This window comes from Bacillus massilinigeriensis (genome assembly GCF_900117315.1).
Lineage (GTDB): Bacteria > Bacillota > Bacilli > Bacillales > Cytobacillaceae > Bacillus_BE > Bacillus_BE massilionigeriensis.
This window is the reverse complement of record NZ_LT630337.1, coordinates 1,327,847-1,351,066: the sequence shown is the minus strand read 5'-3', so window position 1 is coordinate 1,351,066 and position 23,220 is coordinate 1,327,847. Positions and strand designations below refer to the sequence as shown.

Here is a 23,220-nt window from a genome sequence, read left to right as displayed (position 1 = left end):
TAAATAAGCTGGCTTTTTTTAATTTTCCAAATAAATATTATATTTTATGCATAAAGCTAGACAAGGTAGGTGTTGTCTTATAAAATGAAAGCGCGGTCTTATTTTTTGAAAAGTTAGATAGAAAAGCGAGCGCTCAGTCAGATAATATCATGAAGCAGTGAACACAGGGATACGATTATTTTGATTCGTTTTCCCATATGCATTTTTCATGTTGTCTTAAGACGGGTGCTAGATTAAAGGAGGATGGGGAATGAATATTCATGAGTACCAAGGAAAAGAAATCCTCAGAAAATACGGGGTAACAGTTCCTAATGGGAGAGTTGCTTTTACGGTTGAAGAAGCTGTTGAAGCTGCAAAAGATTTAGGTACAGATGTTTGTGTTGTTAAAGCACAAATTCATGCAGGTGGACGTGGAAAAGCTGGCGGGGTTAAGGTTGCGAAGAACCTAGAGGAAATTCGTACATATGCAAGTGAAATTCTAGGTAAAACACTTGTCACACACCAAACTGGCCCTGAGGGGAAAGAAGTAAAACGTTTACTAATTGAAGAAGGCTGCGATATTAAGAAAGAATACTATGTTGGTTTAGTATTAGATCGTGCAACTTCACACGTCGTTCTTATGGCTTCCGAAGAGGGCGGAACTGAAATCGAGGAAGTTGCTGCAAAAACTCCTGAGAAAATTTTTAAAGAAGAGATTGATCCAGTCGTTGGATTATTACCATTTCAAGCACGTCGAATTGCCTACTCTATTAATATTCCAAATGAATTAATTAATCAAGCCGTTAAATTTATGCTTGGACTATACCAAGCTTATATCGAAAAAGATTGCTCCATCGCAGAAATTAATCCATTAGTTGTAACTGGTGATGGTAAAGTTATGGCTTTAGATGCCAAACTAAACTTCGACTCCAATGCATTATACCGTCAAAAAGATGTGGTGGAATACCGTGATCTTGAAGAAGAAGATCCAAAAGAAATTGAAGCTTCAAAATATGATTTAAGCTATGTAGCCCTTGATGGAAACATTGGTTGTATGGTTAATGGTGCCGGGCTTGCAATGTCTACAATGGACATTATTAAGCATTACGGTGGAGAACCAGCTAACTTCCTTGATGTTGGGGGCGGTGCAACAGCTGAAAAGGTAACAGAGGCGTTCAAAATTATCCTTTCTGATCCAAATGTTAAAGGGATATTCGTTAATATCTTTGGTGGAATCATGAAATGTGACGTTATTGCCGAGGGAGTAGTAGAAGCTGCAAAGCAAGTTGGTTTGAGTGTTCCTCTTGTCGTTCGCTTAGAAGGTACAAATGTGGAGCTAGGAAAGAAAATCCTTGCTGAATCAGATATCAATATTATCTCCGCTGATTCGATGGCTGACGGGGCGCAAAAGATTGTTTCACTAGTTGGTTAAGGCAAATACGGATGAAAGAAAGGAGAAATTGAAGTGAGCGTATTTATTAATAAAGATACTAAGGTTATCGTCCAAGGGATTACTGGTGCTACAGCTAGATTTCATACAAAAGAAATGCTCGAATACGGAACAAAAATAGTAGGGGGTACTTCACCTGGTAAAGGTGGTACCGAAGTAGAGGGTGTTCCTGTATTTAATACAGTATCAGAAGCAGTAAAGGCAACTGGTGCGAATGCTTCTGTCATTTATGTATCCGCTCCCTTTGCAGCTGATGCAATTATGGAAGCCGTTGATGCAGAACTTGATTTAGCCATTTGTATTACCGAACATATTCCTGTTTTAGATATGGTCAAGGTTAAGCGTTACATGGAAGGAAAGAAAACTAGACTTGTAGGTCCAAACTGCCCTGGAGTCATTACAGCTGATGAATGTAAAATAGGAATTATGCCTGGATATATTCATAAAAAAGGTCATGTTGGGGTTGTTTCTCGCTCTGGTACATTAACCTATGAAGCTGTACACCAATTAACTCAAGCTGGACTAGGTCAAACAACTGCTGTTGGAATTGGTGGAGACCCAGTTAATGGGACCAATTTCATCGATGTATTAAAGGCCTTTAACGAAGATCCAGAAACATATGCGGTCATCATGATTGGTGAAATCGGTGGAACCGCTGAAGAAGAAGCAGCACAATGGGTAAAAGAGAATATGACAAAACCTGTTGTCGGCTTTATCGGCGGGCGTACGGCTCCTCCTGGCAAACGTATGGGGCATGCTGGTGCAATTATTTCTGGTGGAAAAGGAACAGCAGATGAGAAAATTAAAACCATGAATGAATGCGGAATTGAAGTTGCTGATACTCCTTCTGTCATGGGTGAAACCTTGATTAAGGTTCTAAAGGAAAAAGGTCTATATGACCAATGTAAAACACATTAATTATCTTAAATGAAATTGGAGAGGTTGGCTTTCAGTCAACCTCTCCTTCTCAAAAGATCCCACAATCTTCCCCTTATTTGAAATCTTTTATTTCCCTTAAGTTCCAACTCAATAGAAAAATAGAACAGGAGGAAAAAAATGGATGATTTTAAAAAGAGATTAGCTCATCTCCTTCATTGTCGCGGTGTTGGCTGGAAACTTGTGTATGACTTATTAGAAATAGATGTTGAATTAAAAAACTTATATAATGATTCAACTGCCGTATTAATCTCAAAACTATCCCCAGCTTCTTATCGTACTATATTAACTGACCTTCATTCCCATTCCACACTCGATCAAATTAGACAGTATCCATATAATCAAATAAAGATCATCAGCATCTTTGATCCATACTATCCACCCCTATTAAAAGAAATCTACCAACCACCTTGGATATTATATGCAAAAGGTGATGTTGAAATATTAAATCAAACTCCAAAATTAGCGGTTGTTGGATCAAGGGTAGCTACGGAATATGGAAAGAGGGCAATTGATTCTCTCTTTCCAAAGTTATTGGAAAGAGGAATTGTCATCGTAAGCGGGCTAGCTACAGGTATTGACACACTTGCTCATCAAACAGCAGTAATGAACAGTGGAAAAACCATTGCAGTATTGGGAGGTGGCTTTTATCATATATATCCAAAGGAAAATAAAGATTTAGCTTTTGAAATGATGAGAAACCAATTGGTAATTTCAGAATACCCTCCTAACACAAAGCCTGCAAGATGGCAGTTTCCAATGAGAAATCGAATAATCAGTGGGATTAGCTGGGGCACCTTTATTATAGAAGCAAAAAGTAGAAGTGGTTCATTAATAACAGCGAATTTAGCATTAAATGAAGGAAGAGAGGTATTTGCTCTGCCAGGTAGTATTTTTAGTCCATACTCCGTAGGGACGAATGAATTAATACAACAGGGAGCAAAACCGGTAAAATGTTCTCAGGATATAATAGAAGAAATTTATTATTAAAAAAGTTCCAAGACAAAACATCAATAAAAACTGTTGATAAAAACCATAAAAAAATATGAAAATTCATAAAAAATCCAAGAATTTACTAAAAGAAACCATTAATTAAAAGGAATTTTCACAAAAAGGTTGAAATTCTTTTCAATCTGTTATACATTTTGCAACATAAGTTTGAATATTTTTGGTGTCAAATATGATTAAATAAATGAATGAATATTATTAATTTCAAAGCAAAAAACTCAATGATTTTTACTCACCTTTTGCAAGTGAGAAGGTTTAAAAGTTTGACAAGGGAAAGCTTTTGATTAATAATAGTCATTATTTTGAGGGTAACTGAATTATATACTTTGTAAAGCAAAGAAAAATTTAAAAGATTACACTTGTAATAAGATTTTTTTGAGTGAGTATTAGTGATGTGTTATTGCTATATTATCCCTCTCAAGGAGGATTATGGATGTCAGATTTTCTTGTTATCGTTGAGTCACCGGCAAAGGCTAAAACGATTGAACGCTATTTAGGCAAAAAATATAAAGTAAAGGCTTCTATGGGGCATGTACGTGATCTACCAAAAAGCCAAATGGGTGTGAGTGCTGAAACCCATTTTGAGCCCAAGTATATAACTATTCGAGGTAAGGGTCCGATTCTGAAAGAGTTAAAAACAGCAGCAAAAAAGGCAAAGAAAATTTACCTCGCAGCTGACCCTGATAGAGAAGGGGAGGCAATTGCATGGCATTTAGCCCATACCTTGGATTTAGATATTCATTCAGATTGTAGAGTAGTCTTTAATGAGATAACAAAGGATGCTATTAAGGAGTCTTTTAAGCATCCTCGACCAATTAACACAGATTTAGTAAATGCCCAGCAAGCACGAAGAGTGTTGGATAGACTCGTAGGATACAATATCAGTCCATTGCTTTGGAAAAAGGTCAAAAAGGGACTTAGTGCAGGTCGTGTCCAATCGGTTGCTGTCCGTCTCATTATCGATCGTGAAAAGGAAATCAAGGCGTTTGTTCCCGAAGAGTATTGGACGGTTGAAGGGGAATTTCTAAAAGGCAAGAACCAGTTTGAAGCATTCTTTTATGGGATTGACAATAAGAAAAAGGAATTGCATTCTGAAGAAGAAGTGAAGGCATTATTAAATCAAATAAAAGGGAATTCATTTCAAATTACAAATGTGTCGAAAAAGGAACGAAGGAGAAACCCTGCTGCTCCTTTCACGACCTCTTCGTTACAGCAAGAAGCGGCAAGAAAATTAAATTTCCGAGCGAAAAAAACCATGATGCTTGCCCAACAACTATATGAAGGAATAGATTTAGGTAAGGAAGGCACCGTTGGATTAATTACTTATATGAGAACGGATTCAACGAGAATATCCGAAACAGCCCAATCTGAGGCGAACTCCTATATTATAGAACACTATGGTCAGGATTTTACCCAAGCAACAAAGCGAAAGGAAAAAAAGAATACGAATGCTCAGGATGCTCATGAAGCAGTTCGACCAACGAGCCCACTAAGAGAGCCAAGCACTATAAAAGGTTACCTCTCAAGGGATCAATTCCGTTTATATAAGCTCATTTGGGATCGTTTTATTGCTAGTCAAATGTCACCTGCCGTCATGGATACAATGAGTGTTGACTTGAAAAATGGGGATGTTGTATTCCGTGCAACGGGATCCAAAATTAAGTTTCCTGGGTTTACGAAAGTGTATGTTGAGGGTACAGATGACCAATCGGAAGAAAAGGATCGAATGCTGCCTGATCTTAAAGAAGGTGACGAGGTGTTGGTTAAAGATATTGAACCAAATCAACATTTCACACAGCCACCTCCTCGATATACAGAGGCAAGATTGGTTAAGACACTTGAAGAATTAGGTATAGGGAGACCATCTACCTATGCTCCGACCCTTGATACGATCCAAAAGAGGGGATATGTCGCTCTTGATAATAAGCGTTTTATTCCTACTGAGCTTGGAGAAATTGTTCATGAATTAATGATGGAATTCTTCCCGGAAATTATTGATGTAGAATTTACGGCAAAGATGGAAAAAGACCTTGATAATATTGAAGATGGTAAGGAAAAATGGGTTAATATTATCGACGGATTTTACAAGGAATTTGAAAAACGCTTGAAGGTAGCAGAACTTGAGATGCAGAAGGTCGAGATTAGGGATGAGCCTGCAGGAGAAAATTGTGAGTTATGCGGCAATGAAATGGTCTTCAAAATGGGCAGGTATGGGAAATTTATGGCTTGCAGTAATTTTCCAGATTGCCGAAATACAAAGGCCATTGTAAAGGAAATCGGGGTGACCTGTCCTAAGTGTAAAGAAGGAGAAATCATCGAGAGAAAAAGTAAAAAGCGTAGAATCTTTTATGGCTGTAACCGATTCCCTGAATGTGATTTCCTATCATGGGATAAGCCATTGCCACGGAGCTGTCCTAAATGTGAAGGCTTACTAGTTGAGAAAAAGCTGAAAAAAGGTGTACAGGTGCAATGTGTCAATTGTGATTATAAAGAAAACCAACAATCTTAAAGAGTGAGCTCTAAAGCTCGCTCTTTTTATTGGAAATTTGCCAGAAATATGTTAAAATTCATGTTCGTCTACTTTTAATAGAACTTTTATTCTTTTGAATCGTATTAATAAAATGAAAAAGAATAAGAAATAGGAAAACCATTTTTTACAATATTATTTACATACGTTCTTGGAGGTTCAACTTTATGTCTAATCAAACAATCAATGTTATCGGTGCAGGGTTAGCTGGTAGCGAAGCCGCATGGCAAATTGCCAAAAGAGGCATTCACGTCAATTTATTTGAAATGAGACCGGTGAAACAAACACCTGCCCACCACACGGACAAATTTGCCGAATTGGTTTGTAGCAATTCGCTACGCGCTAACACCCTAACAAATGCTGTAGGTGTATTAAAAGAAGAGATGAGAATATTAGACTCTGTTATTATCCAATCGGCAGATGAATGTGCAGTCCCTGCAGGGGGCGCTCTTGCTGTTGACCGCCACGAATTTTCCTCAAGGGTTACAGAGCAAGTTAAAAATCATCCAAATGTTACGGTCATAACGGAGGAAGTAACAGATCTTTCAGATACGCCTACTGTCATTGCTACGGGGCCTCTAACCTCTGAAGCATTATCGACAAGGCTAAAAGAAATTATGGATGAGGAATATTTTTATTTTTATGATGCAGCTGCTCCAATTATTGAAAAAGAAAGTATCAATATGGATAAGGTTTACTTAAAATCTAGATACGATAAAGGAGAGGCAGCCTACTTAAACTGTCCCATGACTGAAGAGGAGTTCAATCGATTTTATGATGCTTTAATCTCTGCAGAAACCGTTCCGCTAAAGGAATTTGAAAAAGAAGTCTTTTTTGAGGGATGCATGCCAATTGAGGTTATGGCATCAAGAGGGAAAAAGACAATGCTTTTTGGTCCTATGAAGCCCGTAGGTTTAGAAGATCCGAGAACAGGTCGTAGGCCATACGCGGTTGTTCAACTAAGGCAGGATGATGCTGCGGGGACGTTATATAATATTGTTGGCTTTCAAACTCATCTCAAATGGGGACCACAAAAAGAAGTCATTCAACTAATTCCTGGCTTAGAAAATGCTGAAATAGTCCGCTATGGGGTTATGCATCGAAATACATTTATTAATTCTCCTAAAGTATTAAATGCAACCTACCAATTCAAGAATCGACCAAATTTATTTTTTGCTGGACAAATGACCGGGGTTGAAGGGTATGTTGAATCTGCTGCAAGTGGTCTTATTGCGGGGATCAATGCAGCAAGATTAGTTAATGGGGAAAGTACTATTGAATTTCCAGCCGAAACTGCGATAGGCAGCATGGCAAAATATATCACGACAGCGAACCCTAAAAGCTTTCAGCCGATGAATGCGAATTTTGGTTTATTTCCAGAATTACCTGTGAAAATTAGGGGAAAAAAGGAAAGAAATGAAGAGCATGCGAAAAGAGCATTGGAGACAATTCAGAAATTTGTGAAAAATTTGTAAACTTCCTTGCAAGGGCTATGAAAGTGTGATACTATTTAGTAGCCCTTGAAAAGGTGGAATAAATATGGAAGAAAGCTCTCGTAATTATTTAAGGCTTTTCATCGAATATATGCAAATTGAAAAAAACTTTTCTCCTTATACCATTGAATATTACACGAATGATATAGAGGAATTTTTTTTGTTCATGTTTGAACAATCCATTAAATCATTATATGACATCCAATATTCAGACGTCAGACTTTATCTTACTATACTTTTTGAAAAAAAGCTCTCTAGAAAATCAATTTCTAGAAAAATTTCAAGTTTAAGAAGTTTTTTTAAGTTTTTAGTCAGGGAAAAGTTTGTGAGTGAGAATCCGTTTGCTCTGGCCTCCTTACCAAAACAAGAGAAAAGATTACCTCAATTCTTTTATGAGGAGGAAATGAGTCAGCTTTTTGATGCATGTAATGATGATACTCCATTAGGACAAAGAAATAAGGCTCTTCTTGAATTATTGTATGCCACAGGTATTCGTGTAAGTGAATGTAGTGGATTACTCATTAGAGACATTGACATGTTTTTATCAACAGTGCTTGTTCATGGTAAGGGAAGTAAAGATCGTTATGTACCTTTTGGTAGTTTTGCTCATGACGCATTAGAACAATACATACAATATGGACGTAAGGAACTTTTGAAAAATAATCACGATTATTTATTTGTGAATTTCCGAGGAGGCCCAATAACCTCTAGAGGAATCCGCGTGGTCTTAAATAACATTATTGAAAAGTCATCCTTAACAGGGAGCATTCATCCGCACATGATTAGACATTCGTTTGCAACCCATTTATTAAATAATGGTGCTGATATGAGAACTGTACAAGAGCTTTTAGGACACGCGTTTTTGTCTTCTACTCAAGTATATACACATGTTACGAATGAACATCTAAGAAAGACTTACATGAATCATCATCCAAGAGCTTAGGAGGAGGTAACTATGTCTGCTTTTCATGCAACGACAATATTTGCCGTTCAACATAATGGTCAATGTGCAATGGCTGGAGATGGCCAAGTAACTTTTGGGAATGCAGTTGTGATGAAGCACACAGCAAGAAAAGTCAGAAAGTTGTTTAATGGAAGAGTATTAGCAGGATTCGCTGGATCTGTTGCAGATGCTTTTACTTTATTTGAAATGTTTGAAGGGAAGCTTGAAGAGTTTAATGGAAATCTTCAGAGGGCAGCAGTTGAATTAGCGAAGCAATGGCGTAGCGACAAAGTATTAAGAAAATTAGAAGCGATGCTCATTGTAATGAATGAAACAGATTTACTACTCATATCTGGTACTGGAGAAGTTATTGAACCAGATGATGGAATTTTAGCCATCGGTTCTGGGGGCAATTATGCCTTAGCAGCAGGAAGGGCTTTGAAAAGATTTTCAGCTGAACATATGTCCGCAAAGGAAATGGCTGAGGCAGCATTAGAAATTGCTGCAGAAATTTGTGTATATACTAATCATAATATAATCGTGGAAGAATTATAGGGGAGGGTCTTTGATGAATAAAGGAACAAGCTTAACACCCCGTCAAATCGTTGAACGACTAGATCAGTATATTATTGGACAAAAGGATGCTAAAAAAGCTGTTGCAGTCGCGCTAAGGAATAGATATCGGAGAAGCCTTCTTCCAGAAAACCTGCGCGATGAAATTATTCCAAAAAATATTCTTATGATTGGACCGACTGGTGTTGGAAAAACGGAAATCGCCCGTAGGATTGCAAGAATTGTAAAGGCTCCATTTATTAAAGTAGAAGCAACAAAATTTACTGAAGTCGGTTATGTTGGTCGAGATGTTGAATCGATGGTTAGAGATTTAGTTGAAACTGCTGTTCGTTTAGTAAAAGAAGAAAAAATGCAAAAAGTTAAAGGAATAGCAGAAAAGAGCGCAAATAAAAAACTATTAGATTTACTTGTCCCATCAACCAAAAAGAATTCTAGCTATAAAAACCCTTTAGAAATGTTGTTTGGTGGAGGGAATGACCAACAGAATCAAGAAGATGACCCTTCAGAGGATTATACCCTTTTAGAAAGACGTAAGAGTATCAAGGAAAAATTGGCTAACGGTGAATTGGAAGATGAAATCGTATCCGTTGAGGTTGAAGAACAACCCCCTTCCATGTTTGATATGCTTCAAGGCTCTGGAATGGAGCAAATGGGAATGAATATGCAGGATGCATTAAGTGGACTGATGCCTAAAAAGAAGAAAAAAAGAAAAGTTACCGTTCGCGAGGCTAGGGTTATTCTTACAAATGAAGAAGCAGCGAAGCTAATTGATATGGATGAGGTCACTCAAGATGCTATTTATCGCGCTGAACAAACAGGAATTATATTTATCGACGAAATAGACAAAATTGCAAGTAAAAGCGGTGGGGGATCTACAGCAGACGTTTCTAGAGAAGGTGTGCAACGAGATATTCTTCCAGTCGTTGAAGGTTCGACTGTTGTAACAAAATATGGTTCAGTCAAAACAGATCATGTACTCTTTATTGCTGCAGGAGCCTTTCATATTGCAAAACCGTCTGATTTAATTCCTGAGCTGCAAGGCCGTTTTCCTATTCGTGTAGAGCTCACAAAATTAACTGTTGAGGATTTTTATAAAATCCTTATTGAACCTGATAATGCCTTAATTAAACAATATCAAGCCTTATTAGAAACGGAAGGTATAGAAATTGAATTTTCTGACGATGCTATTCGTAGGATCGCAGAAGTAGCTTTTGAGGTAAATCAAAATACAGATAATATTGGTGCTAGGAGACTACATACCATTCTTGAAAAACTTTTGGAAGATTTATCATTTGAGGCACCAGATATTTCAATGGAAAAGGTTACAGTTACTCCTCAATATGTTGATGAAAAACTTGGAGCCATTTCTAAAAATAAGGACTTAAGTCAATTTATTTTATAATTAATGATTAGGTATTTCTTTTTAGGGAATAAAATGGCATGATGTTGATTCCCTAAAACTTAGAAAGAGAATAGAGAAAAATTAAGGGAAGATTTGGAAGGAAATAGAGAAAAACTCCTTTGAAGAAATATTTGTAGAAATAATTATTGTAAAATTGAACCAATTAATTCGATTAAAAGGTTTTGGAAAATTAGGAGGAAGAAAAATGGATTTATTATCAAAAACGAGAAAAATTAACGCATTATTACAAAAGGCTGCTGGTAAGCAAGTAAACTTTAAAGAAATGTCTGAGACATTAAGCGAAGTGATTGAAGCAAATGTCTATGTGGTTAGTAGAAGAGGGAAATTATTAGGTTTTGCCATTAATCAGCAAATTGAAAATGAGCGTATGAAAAAAATGTTAGATGACCGTCAATTTCCTGAAGAATATACGGATAGTCTTTTCAATATTAAAGAAACCTCTCCAAATCTTGATGTTGAAAGTGAATATACAGCTTTTCCAGTGGAAAACAGGGAATTGTTTCAATCAGGGTTAACGACAATCGTTCCAATCATTGGTGGGGGAGAAAGACTTGGTACTTTAATTCTTGCCAGATTAAACGAAAAGTTTCATGATGACGATTTAATTTTAGGAGAATATGGTGCAACGGTTGTCGGGATGGAAATCCTTCGTGAAAAAGCTGAAGAAATTGAGGGCGAAGCAAGAAGTAAAGCAGTTGTACAAATGGCTATTAGCTCTTTATCTTATAGCGAATTAGAAGCAATTGAACATATATTTGAAGAACTAAACGGAAATGAAGGTTTATTAGTTGCTTCAAAAATAGCTGACCGTGTTGGAATTACCCGTTCCGTAATCGTTAATGCCCTTCGTAAATTGGAAAGTGCAGGAGTAATTGAATCTCGTTCATTAGGTATGAAGGGAACGTATATTAAGGTTCTTAATGATAAGTTTTTAGTTGAATTGGAAAAGTTAAAAACAAATTAATCCATTAATAAATGTAGATTTCAATTAAGATTAGGGTCGGAGTGAAATCCTGAACCCTAATCTTTTTTTTGGGGAATTTATGAAGAAGCCTGTTTTAGCTTGTTCTTTTGGGAATTTTTGTAGAAAAATAGATATTTTTATCGATTTGTTTCATCATTTTAGCTATTTTTCCTTATGAAACATTATCCCCCAAACGAAAAATGGTTAATTATTATTAGGAAATAAGACTTTTATTACATAGACATATCAAATATTTTTCATTACAATAAGCATTAGATAACAAATGCCGTCATTATTCCGCAAAATTAGACAAAAAACTTTAACACTATGTATATAGTAATTAGTGAGGTGGCAGATTTGAAATTGTTTTCAAATACTTTTACAACAATTGAGAATGCCTTAGACTATTCTTCTTTAAAACAAAAGGTTATTTCGCAAAATATTGCTAATGTAGATACTCCAAATTATAAGGCGAAGGATGTAAGCTTTAAATCTGTTTTCCAATCTGCATTGAGTGGTCCGATGTCTGCTCATCAGTCTGATCCAAGACATATTGAGTTCAAACAAACAACTAGTACAAATTCCTCTATCGTTAATCAAAAGAATGTTGCTTACAATGATAATGGGAATAGTGTCGATATGGATAAAGAGATGTCCGATCTTGCGACCAATCAAATTTATTACAATGCGATGATTGAACGGATGAATGGGAAGTTTTCAACCTTGCAGAATGTCATTCGAGGTGGTAAGTAATTATGTCAATTTTTAATAGTATAAATACATCGGCGTCTGCTCTTACTGCCCAGAGATTGCGAATGGATGTTATATCCTCAAATATGGCTAATGTGGATACTACACGGGCAAAGCAGCTTGAAAATGGAGAATGGGAGCCATATCGAAGGAAATCAGTTATTTTGCAGTCAAAGGATGGGAATTTTTCTTCGTTTTTAAATGTGGCTATGAATAATCAAGGCTCAGTTGGTACTGGAGTTAAAGTGAAGAGTATAGAAGATGATACTGAAACACCATTTAATATGGTTTATGATCCTGAACATCCAGATGCGGATGAAAATGGCTATGTAGCTATGCCGAATGTAGACCCGTTGAGAGAAATGGTTGATTTAATAAGCGCAACTAGGTCATATGAAGCCAACGTTACAGCAATGAATGCATCTAAAGGAATGTTAATGAAAGCATTAGAGATTGGAAAATAGAAAAGAGGTTACTAGATGAATAACGTGACTTTTCCTTCCACAACGACATCTAAAATATTTTCGGATGAAATGGTTTCAAGTAAACCTTCAACTACACCATTCGAAGCTCAAAAGAGTTTTGCGTCCGTCTTAAAGGAATCTATTAATCAAGTTAATGAAGCACAAGTCACTTCTGATAAACTGACAGAGAAGCTTGCAACAGGACAAGACGTAGATTTACATGAAGTGATGATAGCTAGTCAAAAGGCAAGCATCACACTTCAAGCAACACTAGAAATCAGAAATAAGGCAATCGAAGCATACCAAGAAATGATGAGAATGCAAGTTTAATAGAAAAAACGCAAATTCAATTGGTTATTAGTTGATGTCAACTAGACACAGGTAACCGGGGGTTCATAATGACAAGTACTTTTCAGAAATACTTTAATAATATAAAAGAATATTGGACAAGCCGATCAAAAAAACAGAAATTCTTTTTCATCGGTTCTTTCTTTTTTTTCATAGTACTAATTGCTGTCCTATCATTTTTTGTTACGAGAACGACTTTGGTACCTCTTTATAGCAATTTAACTCCGTCGGAGACTGGATCTATTAAAGAGAATCTAGACGGTAGGGGAATCGAGTCAGAAATAACAGATGGTGGCACGACCATTAAGGTGCCTGAAGAGCAGGTTGATACTTTAAAGGTTGAACTTGCAGCTGAGGGAATTCCTAAATCAGGAAGTATTGATTACTCCTTTTTTAGCCAAAAGGCTGGAATCGGGATGACTGAGAATGAATTTAATGTAGTGAAGCTAGAAGCTATGCAAACAGAGCTTGCTAATCTTATTAAAGGAATTGATGGGGTCAACGATGCAAAGGTAATGATTAGTCTTCCTGAAAAAGGTATTTTTGTTAGCGATAGCAATGAAGAGGCTTCAGCATCCATTGTATTGAATACAAAACCAGGCTATCAATTTGAAGAAAATCAAATCAAATCCTTATATCACTTAGTTTCTAAAAGTGTACCGAATCTTCCTACTGATAATATCGTCATTACCAACCAATATTTTGAGTACTTTGATCTGAAAAACAATGAAAATTCTTCAGGTACCACTTTTGCTGCTCAAAATGATATTAAAAAGCAGATTGAACGAGATGTACAAAGACAAGTTCAAAATATGCTTGGTACATTGATGGGGCAAGACAAAGTAGTAACATCTGTTACAGCTGATGTTGATTTTACACAAGAAAATCGAGAAGAAAATCTGGCTACCCCGGTTGATGAAGAAAACATGAAGGGGATTGCTGTCAGTGCTCAAAAGATTACAGAGACTTTTACTGGTGATGGAAGTAAGGCTGGGGGAACACCACAAGCTGAAGATCCAGCGGATTCATTAGGATCAAGCTATGTAGCTGGTAGTGATTCAAATGGAGACTATGAAAAAATCGAAGATACCGTTAATTATGAAATAAACAAAATACGAAAAGAAATAGTAGAAAGTCCATATAAGATAAAAGATTTAGGTATTCAGGTGATGGTCGAGCCACCAGTGGCTGATGATCCTAACTCACTTCCTCAAGAACGGGTAGATGATATTACGAAAATGCTAGGAACCATCGTTCGAACAACCATAAGTAAAGATGGTACAGAGCCTGAACTGACGGACCAAGAATTAGAACAAAAAATTGTTGTATCAGTTCAACCGTTTAAAGGGAAAACAACCGTATCTACAGGTGGATCCAAATCAGTTATCCCATGGTGGGTTTATGTCATTGGTGGAGTTTTATTAGCTGTAATTGGTTTACTAATCTTCCTATTTGCCCGTGCTCGTAAGAAACATGAGGAGTATGAGGATGAGCTAATGTTAGACCAAGTGGCTTCAACGATTTCTGTCCCTGATGTAAATGATGAAAAGGAAACAGAAGGCAGCTTAAAACGAAAGCAATTAGAGAAAATGGCAAAAGAGAAACCAGAGGAATTTGCTAAGCTATTAAGAAGTTGGATTGCTGAAGATTAGGAGGAGTGAAATTGGCAAAGAAAGATCAGAAAGATTTATCAGGAAAGCAAAAGGCTGCCATTCTTCTAATTTCACTTGGCCCCGATGTTTCTGCATCAGTTTATAAGCATTTAAGTGAAGAAGAGATAGAAAAATTAACATTAGAAATTTCCAGTGTAAAAAAGGTAGATTCTCACTCTAAGGAAGAGGTTCTTGAAGAGTTCCATAATATTGCATTAGCCCAAGATTATATTTCTCAGGGTGGCATTGGTTATGCTAAAACCGTTTTAGAAAAGGCATTAGGCACTGAGCAGGCCTCAATTATTATTAATCGATTAACCTCATCCTTGCAAGTAAGACCCTTTGATTTTGCAAGGAAAGCTGATCCAGCACAAATATTGAACTTTATTCAAAATGAACATCCACAAACGATTGCGCTAATTTTATCCTATTTGGATGCAACACAGGCTGGTCAAATTCTTTCTGAGCTTCCGCAGGAAATGCAAGCTGATATCGCTAGAAGAATTGCTGTCATGGACAGTACATCCCCAGAAATTATTAATGAAGTGGAGCAAATTCTAGAAAGAAAGCTTTCATCTACTGTGACACAAGATTACACACAAACCGGTGGAGTTGAAGCTGTTGTCGAAGTATTAAATGGAGTTGATCGACAAACTGAAAGAACCATTCTTGATGCTCTTGAAATCCAAGACCCAGAGCTTGCGGAAGAAATTAAGAAAAGGATGTTTGTATTCGAAGATATCGTTACCCTTGATAATCGAGCAATTCAAAGGATTATTAGAGATTGTGAAAATGACGATCTTATGCTTTCTCTTAAAGTATCTAGCGATGAAGTAAAAGAAATTGTGTTCAAGAATATGTCAACACGGATGGCAGATACGTTTAAGGAAGAAATGGAATATATGGGACCTGTTAGATTACGGGATGTTGAGGAAGCACAGTCAAGAATTGTTGCGATTATTAGACGACTTGAAGATGCAGGTGAAATCGTTGTAGCACGTGGTGGAGGTGATGATATCATTGTCTAGAGTGATTAAATCAGGTTGGACTCCACCACTTACTGAGGAAAAAAAGATAATTTCTATAAAGGTTATGGAAAGAAATCAAAATGAGAATCAAGAGGAAATATCTTTCCAAAGTGATGCAGATTATCAGCAATTAATGGAACAAGCTAGGTTGGAAGCGCAAGCAATCCTTGCTAAAGCTCAACAACAGGCGGATGAAATCATTTACCAAGTGAACAGTGATAAGCAATCTTGGGAGCAGGAAAAGCAAAGCTTAAGCGAGGAGGCTCGCCAATTAGGATATAACGAGGGCTATGAACAAGGTAGAATGGAAGGCTTTAACGAGTATCAAGAACATTTGAACCTAGCAAAAAGTGTCATTGATTCTTCTAAACAAGATTATTTCATAAAAGTGGAATCATCTGAAAATGTGATCTTAGATATCGGACTGAAGGTAGCAGGAAAAATTCTTGGAAAGACCTTAGAAAATCAGCCAGAGGAATTCCTATCAATCGTAAGACGTGCCTTAAAAGAGGCCAGAGATTACCGTGAAATTCAGATTCATGTTCATCCCGTTCAATATGATTTATTACTAAGTCAGAAAGATGAGCTAGTTAGAATTTTTCCAAAAGAGACAGATTTATATATTTATCCTGATGATGATTTAAGTGAGCTTACTTGTATCATTGAATCATCGAATGGAAGAATTGATGCAAGTGTGGACGGCCAATTAGTAGAAATAAAAGAGAAGCTCTTTGAGCTTTTGGAGAGTGAGAATTCTTGAAGCTTGCTGACGTTATTGAGCAAATAGACTCTATTAATAGCTTTAAAAAGTATGGAAGAGTAAAAAGAGTAGTTGGACTCATGATTGAATCGCAAGGTCCAGAAAGCTCAATAGGTGACGTCTGTTATATTCATGCTGGTCACAAAAACAGAAAGAGAATTATTCAGGCCGAAGTGGTTGGTTTTAAAGATGAGAATATTTTATTAATGCCATATACGGCCATTAATGACATTTCTTCTGGCTGCTTAGTGGAAGCCACCTCAAAACCTCTGGAAGTAAAAGTGGGGATGGGACTAATCGGGAATGTGATTGATTCCTTAGGAAATACCTTAGATGGCTCATTATTACCGAAAGGAATGTCATCTGTTCCTACAGAACAGAATCCGCCAAATCCCATGACTAGGCCACCTATCAATGAGCCTATTGAAATTGGTGTTCGACTCATTGATAGTTTACTAACAGTTGGTAATGGGCAGCGTGTTGGGATTTTTGCAGGTAGTGGAGTGGGGAAGAGTACATTGCTTGGTATGGTTGCACGTAACTCAAAGGCTGATTTAAATGTAATTGCCCTTATTGGGGAGCGTGGGAGAGAAGTACGTGAGTTTATTGAACATGATTTAGGTCCTGAAGGGTTAAAAAAATCAATCGTTGTAGTGGCAACAAGTGATCAACCAGCTCTTATGAGGATAAAAGGTGCTTTTACCGCAACCGCTATTGCTGAATATTTTCGCGATAAAGGGCTAAATGTCATGATGATGATGGACTCGGTAACGAGGGTTGCCATGGCACAACGAGAAGTAGGTTTAGCCATCGGTGAACCACCTACCACGAAAGGATATACCCCATCGGTTTTTGCTATATTACCGAAATTATTGGAACGAACTGGCAGAAACCAAAAAGGTTCCATTACAGCCATTTATACTGTGCTGGTCGATGGTGACGACATGAATGAACCGATAGCTGATGCTGTTCGAGGGATATTGGATGGACACTTTGTACTAGACCGTAACCTCGCCAATAAAGGACAGTATCCGGCAGTTAACGTATTGAAAAGCGTTAGTCGTGTCATGAATAACATTGTTCCTGATGAGCATCGTTACACAGCTGAAAAGCTAAGAGATATGTTAAGCACTTATATTAACTCAGAAGATTTAATCAATATTGGTGCATATAAAAAAGGTTCATCGAAAGACATCGACGATGCCATTCGACTATATCCTGAAATCATCTCTTTTTTAAAACAAAGAACAGAAGAGAAAGTTACAATGCAGGAAAGTGTTCAAGCTTTATATCAGTTAATGGAAAAGGATAGATAAGAATATGGGATACCAGTTTAAGTTTGAAAAAATATTATCTATTCGTGAAAGAGAAAAAGAGGAAGCATTATCTGTTTATAATGATTCGGTTAAAAAGTTTGAAGAAGTGGCTGAAAAATTATATTCCTTGTTAAAAAGGAAGGAAGATTTAGAAAACTATCAATCATCAAGATTGAAGGATGGTTTGTCGATACAAGAGATAAGACATCATCAGCTATTCATATCTAATATCGAAAAGAGCATTGAGTATTATCAAAAGATGGTAATCAATGCTCGCAATCGCATGAATTTTTATCAAGAGAAATTAATGGAAAAAAATATTGAAGTAAAAAAATATGAAAAAATGAAAGAAAAAGATTTGCTATTATTCGTTAACGAAATGAAAGCATCTGAGAATAAACAAATGGATGATATCTCGATTCAGTTTTATATGAATCGAGGAAGTTAGGTGATGAAATGGAAAAGGCGATGGAGCAAGAAGGAAAAAAATCTAATAAATTTCAATGGTTTTTATTCGTCATTGTAATTCCTCTATTGTTTGCTATTGCATTGGCATTAATCGTATTGACGATTGCCGGAATCAATGTGTTTGAGAAAGCTAAGGATATTAGTGAAAATATTCCTTTTATCTCTTCGATGGTGGAGGATGAAAAACCTAAGTCTACTGAATCCTTGGAAAAGCAGACCATTGAACTAGAGGCAGAAATTAAAGACCGAGAGGCAAAAATAGAACAATTAGAAAAGCAGCTTGATAACAAAGATTTAGAATTGGAGCGTTCCAATCTAGAAAAACAGCAGCTCCAAGCACAGATTGACGAGTTAAATGCTGTTCAAAATGAAAACAAGAAGGCAATGAAAGAAATCATCCAAACCTATGAAACGATGTCACCGAAAAAATCTGCACCTATCATCTCTGCCATGACAGAGGAGGAAGCAGTTAATATATTATCCAGCATGAAGGCTGAGACGCTTGCAGCTATTCTAGAGCAAATGGATACAAAGGACGCTGCAAGATTTACAGAAATATTAACAAATGATAGTCAGGCAGTACAAGCACAATAATCGTGGTTGCTTTGAAAGGAGGTGAGGAAAGTGGAAATAGGGGCACTTGGATTCATTAATAGTATGAGCCCAATAACTTCAAAGGAAAACTCATCGGGGCAAGCTTCTGGTGGCTTTGTTGGATTATTAAATGCTCAAATTCAAGGGAAAACTGGGGAACAATCTCAAAGTAATGACTCTCTTCAAGATATGCTAACCGAATCTGACCTTCAAAGTCTGGTAGATTTCATTAACACGGGAGATATTCTCGACCTAGATAATGGCTTTGCCTTGTTAGACAAGATTCTTTCATCAGGAGATAAGGATCTGATGGAAATGATTAAGGACTTTTTAGAAATCTCGGAAGCGTCTATCCAGGAGGCTATTCAATCTCTGAAAAACCTAATCTCACAAATTTCAATACCTAGTAACCAACCTGATGTCATACTACCAGTTAGTGAATTGGAGAATGATGAGAAGGAAGAGAATGGGATTGAGAACGTTTTGAATTCCTTAATAGCTATTCTTCAAACAATTTCTAGTTTACCAGCTGAAGATTTGAAGAAAGTAACTTCAAATGATTTCTCAGTGGTTGTGAAGATGACCAAATTGCTTGAATTAGTTTCAAACCATCAGGATGGCTTTGGCAATAATCAACAAATGAAAGAAATGTTAAAGAAGATTAGTGAAAAAATTGAAATTTTTCTCGAGTCACAGAAACATCCGAGTCGGACAGAATTTCTGCGAAAAACCTTTGCACCGATTGTAACAGAAATGAATCAAAGGGATGAAGCAAAGAAATTAGTGAGTATGGAAGATAATCTTAAGAGTGAAATCTCAAAATTATTAAAACAAACGGATATTCGCTCAAAAGGTACTTCTTCAGGTAATGGTGAATCAGGAATGCAAAATAAATCCGAACTGTTAAATGGGCCAGCCTTTCAATTCCAGCAAATGTCGAAAGTCGAACAAATGACATTAACCCTCGAAAAAAATGGGAAACCAGTCACGACGGAGCAGCTTATCCAGCAGTTTGAATCCATTTTATCAAAGAGCAGCCTGTTGAAATCAGGTGATACTCAAAGGCTCTTGCTGAAATTGAATCCTGAGCATCTAGGATCGCTTCGAATTGAACTTATTCAAAAAGAATCAACCCTTGTTGCTAAAATCATGGCATCAACTGGTGCTGCAAAGGAAGCGTTAGAATCCCAAATCAACCATTTAAAACAAGCTTTCAGTTCTCAAAATATCCAATTTGAAAGAATCGAAGTATCTCAAAGTTGGAATCAAAATGAGAATAATTTAAACCAGGAACATCAGGGACGAGAGCAACAGAGGCAAGAGCAGCGGAAACAGGAAAGTGAAAAGAATCAAGAAGATGGCTTTTATCAATCATTTGAGGATGCACTTCTTCATGCAGAGGTCTAGGTGGTGAAAAAATGACAAATACAATTGATTCATCTTTACTATTAAAAAACTATCAAAACAATCAAAGAAAAACTGGATCTGATGTTCTTGGAAAAGATGACTTTTTGAAGCTGCTCATGACTCAATTACAAAACCAAGATCCATTAAATCCTATGCAGGACAAGGATTTTATTGCACAGATGGCACAGTTTTCTTCCTTGGAGCAAATCACAAATATGACAACTGCCTTTAATAAATTTGCTGAAGCGCAGGAACAAAATAAACTAATTTCTTACAATCAATTTATTGGGAAGGAAATTACATGGCATAAGATTTCTGAAGCAAAAGATGAGAACGGCAATACTGTCATCGAACAGGGGACTGGAAAGGTTAAATCCATCCAATTTAAGGATAATCAAGTTTATTTTCTTTTAGAAGATGGAACAAAACTAGAGCCAGGTAATATTTCTCAAGTAAATGAAATATCAGCTGAAAATAATCTAGTCCAAGCAACTATGCTCATAGGAAAGAAAGTCACTTATTTGAATGATAAAAAAGAAGAGAAACAAGCCGAAGTAAAATCGGTCTCTTTAAAGGATGGGAAAACCTTATTTGAATTAAACGATGAAGCAAAAACAAAAATAACTTCTTCCCAAATCACAAAAATTGAAGGCTAATAAAAGGAAGTGGTTGGATGGATAGGCCGATTTTTCGTCCGATTCAATCACCGAATGTACACTCTCAACAAATTCGTACAAAACCGCAAACATTGAAAACGAATGCATTCTCAGATCAATTACAAACAGCTATTCGTTCGAATGAGAAATTAACGATAAGCAAGCACGCTAAAGAGCGTATTCAGAAAAGAGGAATTCATATCAATGATGCTCGGTGGGAACGGATTGAGGAAAAGGTAAACGAAGCGAAAAAAATGGGTGTCAATGATTCTCTAGTATTGTTACAGGATGCAGCTTTAATCGTAAGTGCCAAAAACAATACGGTGATCACGGCAATGGATCGGAATGAAGTATCCTCACAAATCTTTACCAATATTAACGGAACGATTATATTAGATGAGTAGGCTGGACCAGTAAATGGAGGCCTAGAGCTGTGGAATGATTGAAGCAGCTCAATAAGAAAGGAGAACCAATATGTTACGTTCAATGTATTCCGGTATTAGTGGAATGAAAAACTTTCAAACGAAATTAGACGTAATCGGTAATAACATCGCCAATGTAAATACAGCAGGCTTCAAAAAGGGTCGCGTGACATTTAAAGATACGATGAACCAAACCGTATCAGGGGCAAGTGCTTCTACTGATGCACGTGGAGGAAAAAACCCAACTCAGGTTGGTTTAGGGTCGACTCTTGCAACCATCGATACGATTCATACAGGGTCAAGTCTACAAACAACAAACCGCCCGCTTGATTTAGGGATTGACGGAGACGGATATTTTGTTGTAAAACAAGGGGATTCTGAGTTTTACACGCGTGCGGGAAACTTCTATTTAGATGATAACGGTACGCTTGTTAACGCTGATGGATTGAAGGTACAGGCTTATAAATATCTTGCTGATGGTAAAACTTTGTCAAACACATATGGAGATGTAGCGGTTAACGTGAATGCTGTGTTGCCGGCTACTACTACTAATAAGATTACAATTTCAGGAAATCTAGACCCAAATACAATTGATAATAACAATGATAATATTTTTACCCAACAAGTCAAAGTAGTGGACAGCTCTGGTAATGAACATACAATTGATGTTCACTATAAAAAGATAAGTACTACTTCTGTGGGGACTCCTGCAGTAGCAACAGATACTTGGCATGTGTTTTATGGTAAGACCTTAGATCAGATAAAAGGGAATCCATCTGCAACTCCTCCAGTAGCAGCGATTAACCAGGATGGCGTTTTAAAAATTGATGCAAATAATAATAGTACATTTACACCAGAAGCAGCATTTACGACAGCCGGTATTCCATTACCAACAACGCCTGTAACATATTTAAAAGGTGTAACAATTTCTACAGAAGGAATTACAAGAAATACTGGTGGTTCAACAGTATTATCCAATCCTAATGGTTTTACTGAAGGGAAACTCGAAAGCTTTAGTATCGGTTCCATGGGAGAAATTAATGGTGTTTACTCAAATGGACAAATTTCAACACTTGGTCGAATCGCAATTGCTAAATTCAGTAACAGCTCTGGGTTAAACAAAGCCGGCAACAACCTCTTCCAAGAAACTGTTAACTCAGGAACACCTGATATAAATGTCGCAGGTGAGGGACGTGGTACAATCGCTTCAGGATCCCTAGAAATGTCAAACGTAGACCTTTCCGAGGAATTCACTGAAATGATTACCGCTCAACGTGGTTTCCAGGCAAATACTCGAATCATCACAACATCTGATGAGATTTTACAAGAACTAGTAAACTTAAAACGATAGTCTAAGGGAGGGACAAGGTTGAAGGCTTTAATCCTTCAACCTTGATATAACATTGATTAAGCTCACTCGGTTAAATGGAAAGCCATTTTTTATCAATGCGATTTTTATAGAGACAATAGAATCCTTTCCTGATACAACAATTACCCTAACAAACAACAATAAGTATGTTGTGAGGGAAAAAGAGGAACAGGTCACCCAAATGGTAGAGAAATTCTATAGATCCATCAACCTTCTCGGCAGGCAGTTGGAGGATAATGAAGATGAAGAATAATAAGCTATTAATGATCATGCTAATTTTACTGGTTGCTATCACACTTGTGGGTGCTATAGCAGTAGTGGTTGTACTAAAATTTACCGGACAAGAGGACAAGCCTCCAACAATAGATGAGGTATTAGAGGCTTCTGTTGATGTTCCGGAGATTACCACAAATTTAGCAAGTGATGACTTTATTCGTATTTCTTTTAAAATACAAACAGATAGTAAAAAAGCGAAAGAAGAATTGGAAAAAAGAGATTTTCAAGTGAAGAATATTATCATAGAAGAACTATCGGAAAAAAAGGCAGACGAATTAAAGGGTAAGGAAGGAAAGACGGCTCTCGAAGAAAGTTTAAAAGTAAAAATCAATGAACTGATGCAAGAAGGTAAGGTTGAACAGGTCTATATTACAGAGTCTCTCCTCCAGTAAAGGAAGATCTTAGAAAAGACAC

General features: G+C 36.8%; 24 protein-coding genes. All 24 read left to right on the top strand.

Annotated features, from left to right (window positions below; all coding sequences use genetic code 11):
* The first annotated feature begins 250 nt into the window (after window positions 1–250).
* Window positions 251–1,411 (top strand): ADP-forming succinate--CoA ligase subunit beta, encoded by a 1,161-nt coding sequence (gene sucC, locus BQ6100_RS06760; RefSeq protein WP_075980942.1) that lies wholly within the window; start codon window positions 251–253, stop codon window positions 1,409–1,411.
* Window positions 1,412–1,444: 33 nt separating this feature from the next.
* On the top strand, window positions 1,445–2,347 hold the full coding sequence (gene sucD / locus BQ6100_RS06755) for a succinate--CoA ligase subunit alpha (RefSeq protein WP_075980941.1): 903 nt from the start codon (window positions 1,445–1,447) through the stop codon (window positions 2,345–2,347).
* A 138-nt stretch (window positions 2,348–2,485) separates the two neighbouring features.
* On the top strand, window positions 2,486–3,355 hold the full coding sequence (gene dprA, locus BQ6100_RS06750) for a DNA-processing protein DprA (RefSeq protein ID WP_075980940.1): 870 nt from the start codon (window positions 2,486–2,488) through the stop codon (window positions 3,353–3,355).
* A gap of 451 nt (window positions 3,356–3,806) precedes the next feature.
* The gene (topA, locus tag BQ6100_RS06745) at window positions 3,807–5,882 is read left to right on the top strand and encodes a type I DNA topoisomerase (protein ID WP_075980939.1); all 2,076 of its coding nucleotides are present in this window, start codon (window positions 3,807–3,809) and stop codon (window positions 5,880–5,882) included.
* Window positions 5,883–6,067: 185 nt separating this feature from the next.
* A complete protein-coding gene (gene trmFO, locus BQ6100_RS06740; RefSeq protein ID WP_075980938.1) occupies window positions 6,068–7,375 on the top strand; it encodes an FADH(2)-oxidizing methylenetetrahydrofolate--tRNA-(uracil(54)-C(5))-methyltransferase TrmFO in 1,308 nt (435 codons plus the stop codon).
* A 64-nt stretch (window positions 7,376–7,439) separates the two neighbouring features.
* Window positions 7,440–8,336 (top strand): tyrosine recombinase XerC, encoded by an 897-nt coding sequence (gene xerC / locus BQ6100_RS06735; protein ID WP_075980937.1) that lies wholly within the window; start codon window positions 7,440–7,442, stop codon window positions 8,334–8,336.
* Window positions 8,337–8,348: 12 nt separating this feature from the next.
* On the top strand, window positions 8,349–8,891 hold the full coding sequence (hslV, locus tag BQ6100_RS06730; RefSeq protein ID WP_075980936.1) for an ATP-dependent protease subunit HslV: 543 nt from the start codon (window positions 8,349–8,351) through the stop codon (window positions 8,889–8,891).
* A gap of 13 nt (window positions 8,892–8,904) precedes the next feature.
* Window positions 8,905–10,311 carry an HslU--HslV peptidase ATPase subunit gene (hslU, locus tag BQ6100_RS06725; RefSeq protein WP_075980935.1) on the top strand — a complete coding sequence of 469 codons (1,407 nt, stop codon included), beginning with the start codon at window positions 8,905–8,907 and terminating at the stop codon, window positions 10,309–10,311.
* Between the two features lie 205 nt (window positions 10,312–10,516).
* On the top strand, window positions 10,517–11,296 hold the full coding sequence (codY, locus tag BQ6100_RS06720; RefSeq protein ID WP_075980934.1) for a GTP-sensing pleiotropic transcriptional regulator CodY: 780 nt from the start codon (window positions 10,517–10,519) through the stop codon (window positions 11,294–11,296).
* 357 nt (window positions 11,297–11,653) lie between these two features.
* Window positions 11,654–12,049 (top strand): flagellar basal body rod protein FlgB, encoded by a 396-nt coding sequence (gene flgB / locus BQ6100_RS06715; RefSeq protein ID WP_075980933.1) that lies wholly within the window; start codon window positions 11,654–11,656, stop codon window positions 12,047–12,049.
* A 2-nt stretch (window positions 12,050–12,051) separates the two neighbouring features.
* Entirely contained in the window at window positions 12,052–12,510 is a 459-nt protein-coding gene (gene flgC, locus BQ6100_RS06710; protein ID WP_075980932.1) for a flagellar basal body rod protein FlgC, read from the top strand.
* Window positions 12,511–12,579: 69 nt separating this feature from the next.
* Window positions 12,580–12,840, top strand: a complete 261-nt coding sequence (fliE, locus tag BQ6100_RS06705; protein WP_235816574.1) for a flagellar hook-basal body complex protein FliE — start codon at window positions 12,580–12,582, stop codon at window positions 12,838–12,840.
* A 68-nt stretch (window positions 12,841–12,908) separates the two neighbouring features.
* On the top strand, window positions 12,909–14,510 hold the full coding sequence (gene fliF / locus BQ6100_RS06700; RefSeq protein ID WP_075980930.1) for a flagellar basal-body MS-ring/collar protein FliF: 1,602 nt from the start codon (window positions 12,909–12,911) through the stop codon (window positions 14,508–14,510).
* 11 nt (window positions 14,511–14,521) lie between these two features.
* Window positions 14,522–15,538, top strand: a complete 1,017-nt coding sequence (gene fliG / locus BQ6100_RS06695; RefSeq protein ID WP_075980929.1) for a flagellar motor switch protein FliG — start codon at window positions 14,522–14,524, stop codon at window positions 15,536–15,538.
* Window positions 15,522–16,298, top strand: coding sequence for a flagellar assembly protein FliH (gene fliH / locus BQ6100_RS06690; RefSeq protein WP_097677901.1), 777 nt, complete (start codon window positions 15,522–15,524; stop codon window positions 16,296–16,298). The genes fliG and fliH overlap by 17 nt, the downstream gene beginning before the upstream one ends.
* The gene (gene fliI / locus BQ6100_RS06685; protein ID WP_075980927.1) at window positions 16,295–17,614 is read left to right on the top strand and encodes a flagellar protein export ATPase FliI; all 1,320 of its coding nucleotides are present in this window, start codon (window positions 16,295–16,297) and stop codon (window positions 17,612–17,614) included. The genes fliH and fliI overlap by 4 nt, the downstream gene beginning before the upstream one ends.
* A gap of 4 nt (window positions 17,615–17,618) precedes the next feature.
* Entirely contained in the window at window positions 17,619–18,062 is a 444-nt protein-coding gene (fliJ, locus tag BQ6100_RS06680; protein ID WP_075980926.1) for a flagellar export protein FliJ, read from the top strand.
* An 8-nt stretch (window positions 18,063–18,070) separates the two neighbouring features.
* Window positions 18,071–18,676, top strand: coding sequence for a MotE family protein (locus tag BQ6100_RS06675; RefSeq protein ID WP_075980925.1), 606 nt, complete (start codon window positions 18,071–18,073; stop codon window positions 18,674–18,676).
* A gap of 30 nt (window positions 18,677–18,706) precedes the next feature.
* The gene (locus BQ6100_RS06670; protein WP_075980924.1) at window positions 18,707–20,083 is read left to right on the top strand and encodes a flagellar hook-length control protein FliK; all 1,377 of its coding nucleotides are present in this window, start codon (window positions 18,707–18,709) and stop codon (window positions 20,081–20,083) included.
* 11 nt (window positions 20,084–20,094) lie between these two features.
* Window positions 20,095–20,739 carry a flagellar hook assembly protein FlgD gene (gene flgD / locus BQ6100_RS06665; protein ID WP_075980923.1) on the top strand — a complete coding sequence of 215 codons (645 nt, stop codon included), beginning with the start codon at window positions 20,095–20,097 and terminating at the stop codon, window positions 20,737–20,739.
* Between the two features lie 17 nt (window positions 20,740–20,756).
* Window positions 20,757–21,143, top strand: a complete 387-nt coding sequence (locus BQ6100_RS06660; RefSeq protein ID WP_075980922.1) for a TIGR02530 family flagellar biosynthesis protein — start codon at window positions 20,757–20,759, stop codon at window positions 21,141–21,143.
* 70 nt (window positions 21,144–21,213) lie between these two features.
* Complete coding sequence (locus BQ6100_RS06655) at window positions 21,214–22,512, top strand: flagellar hook protein FlgE (RefSeq protein WP_075980921.1); 1,299 nt, start codon at window positions 21,214–21,216, stop codon at window positions 22,510–22,512.
* A 52-nt stretch (window positions 22,513–22,564) separates the two neighbouring features.
* The gene (locus BQ6100_RS06650; RefSeq protein WP_075980920.1) at window positions 22,565–22,783 is read left to right on the top strand and encodes a flagellar FlbD family protein; all 219 of its coding nucleotides are present in this window, start codon (window positions 22,565–22,567) and stop codon (window positions 22,781–22,783) included.
* Window positions 22,773–23,198 carry a flagellar basal body-associated protein FliL gene (fliL, locus tag BQ6100_RS06645; protein WP_075980919.1) on the top strand — a complete coding sequence of 142 codons (426 nt, stop codon included), beginning with the start codon at window positions 22,773–22,775 and terminating at the stop codon, window positions 23,196–23,198. The genes BQ6100_RS06650 and fliL overlap by 11 nt, the downstream gene beginning before the upstream one ends.
* Window positions 23,199–23,220: the final 22 nt, after the last annotated feature.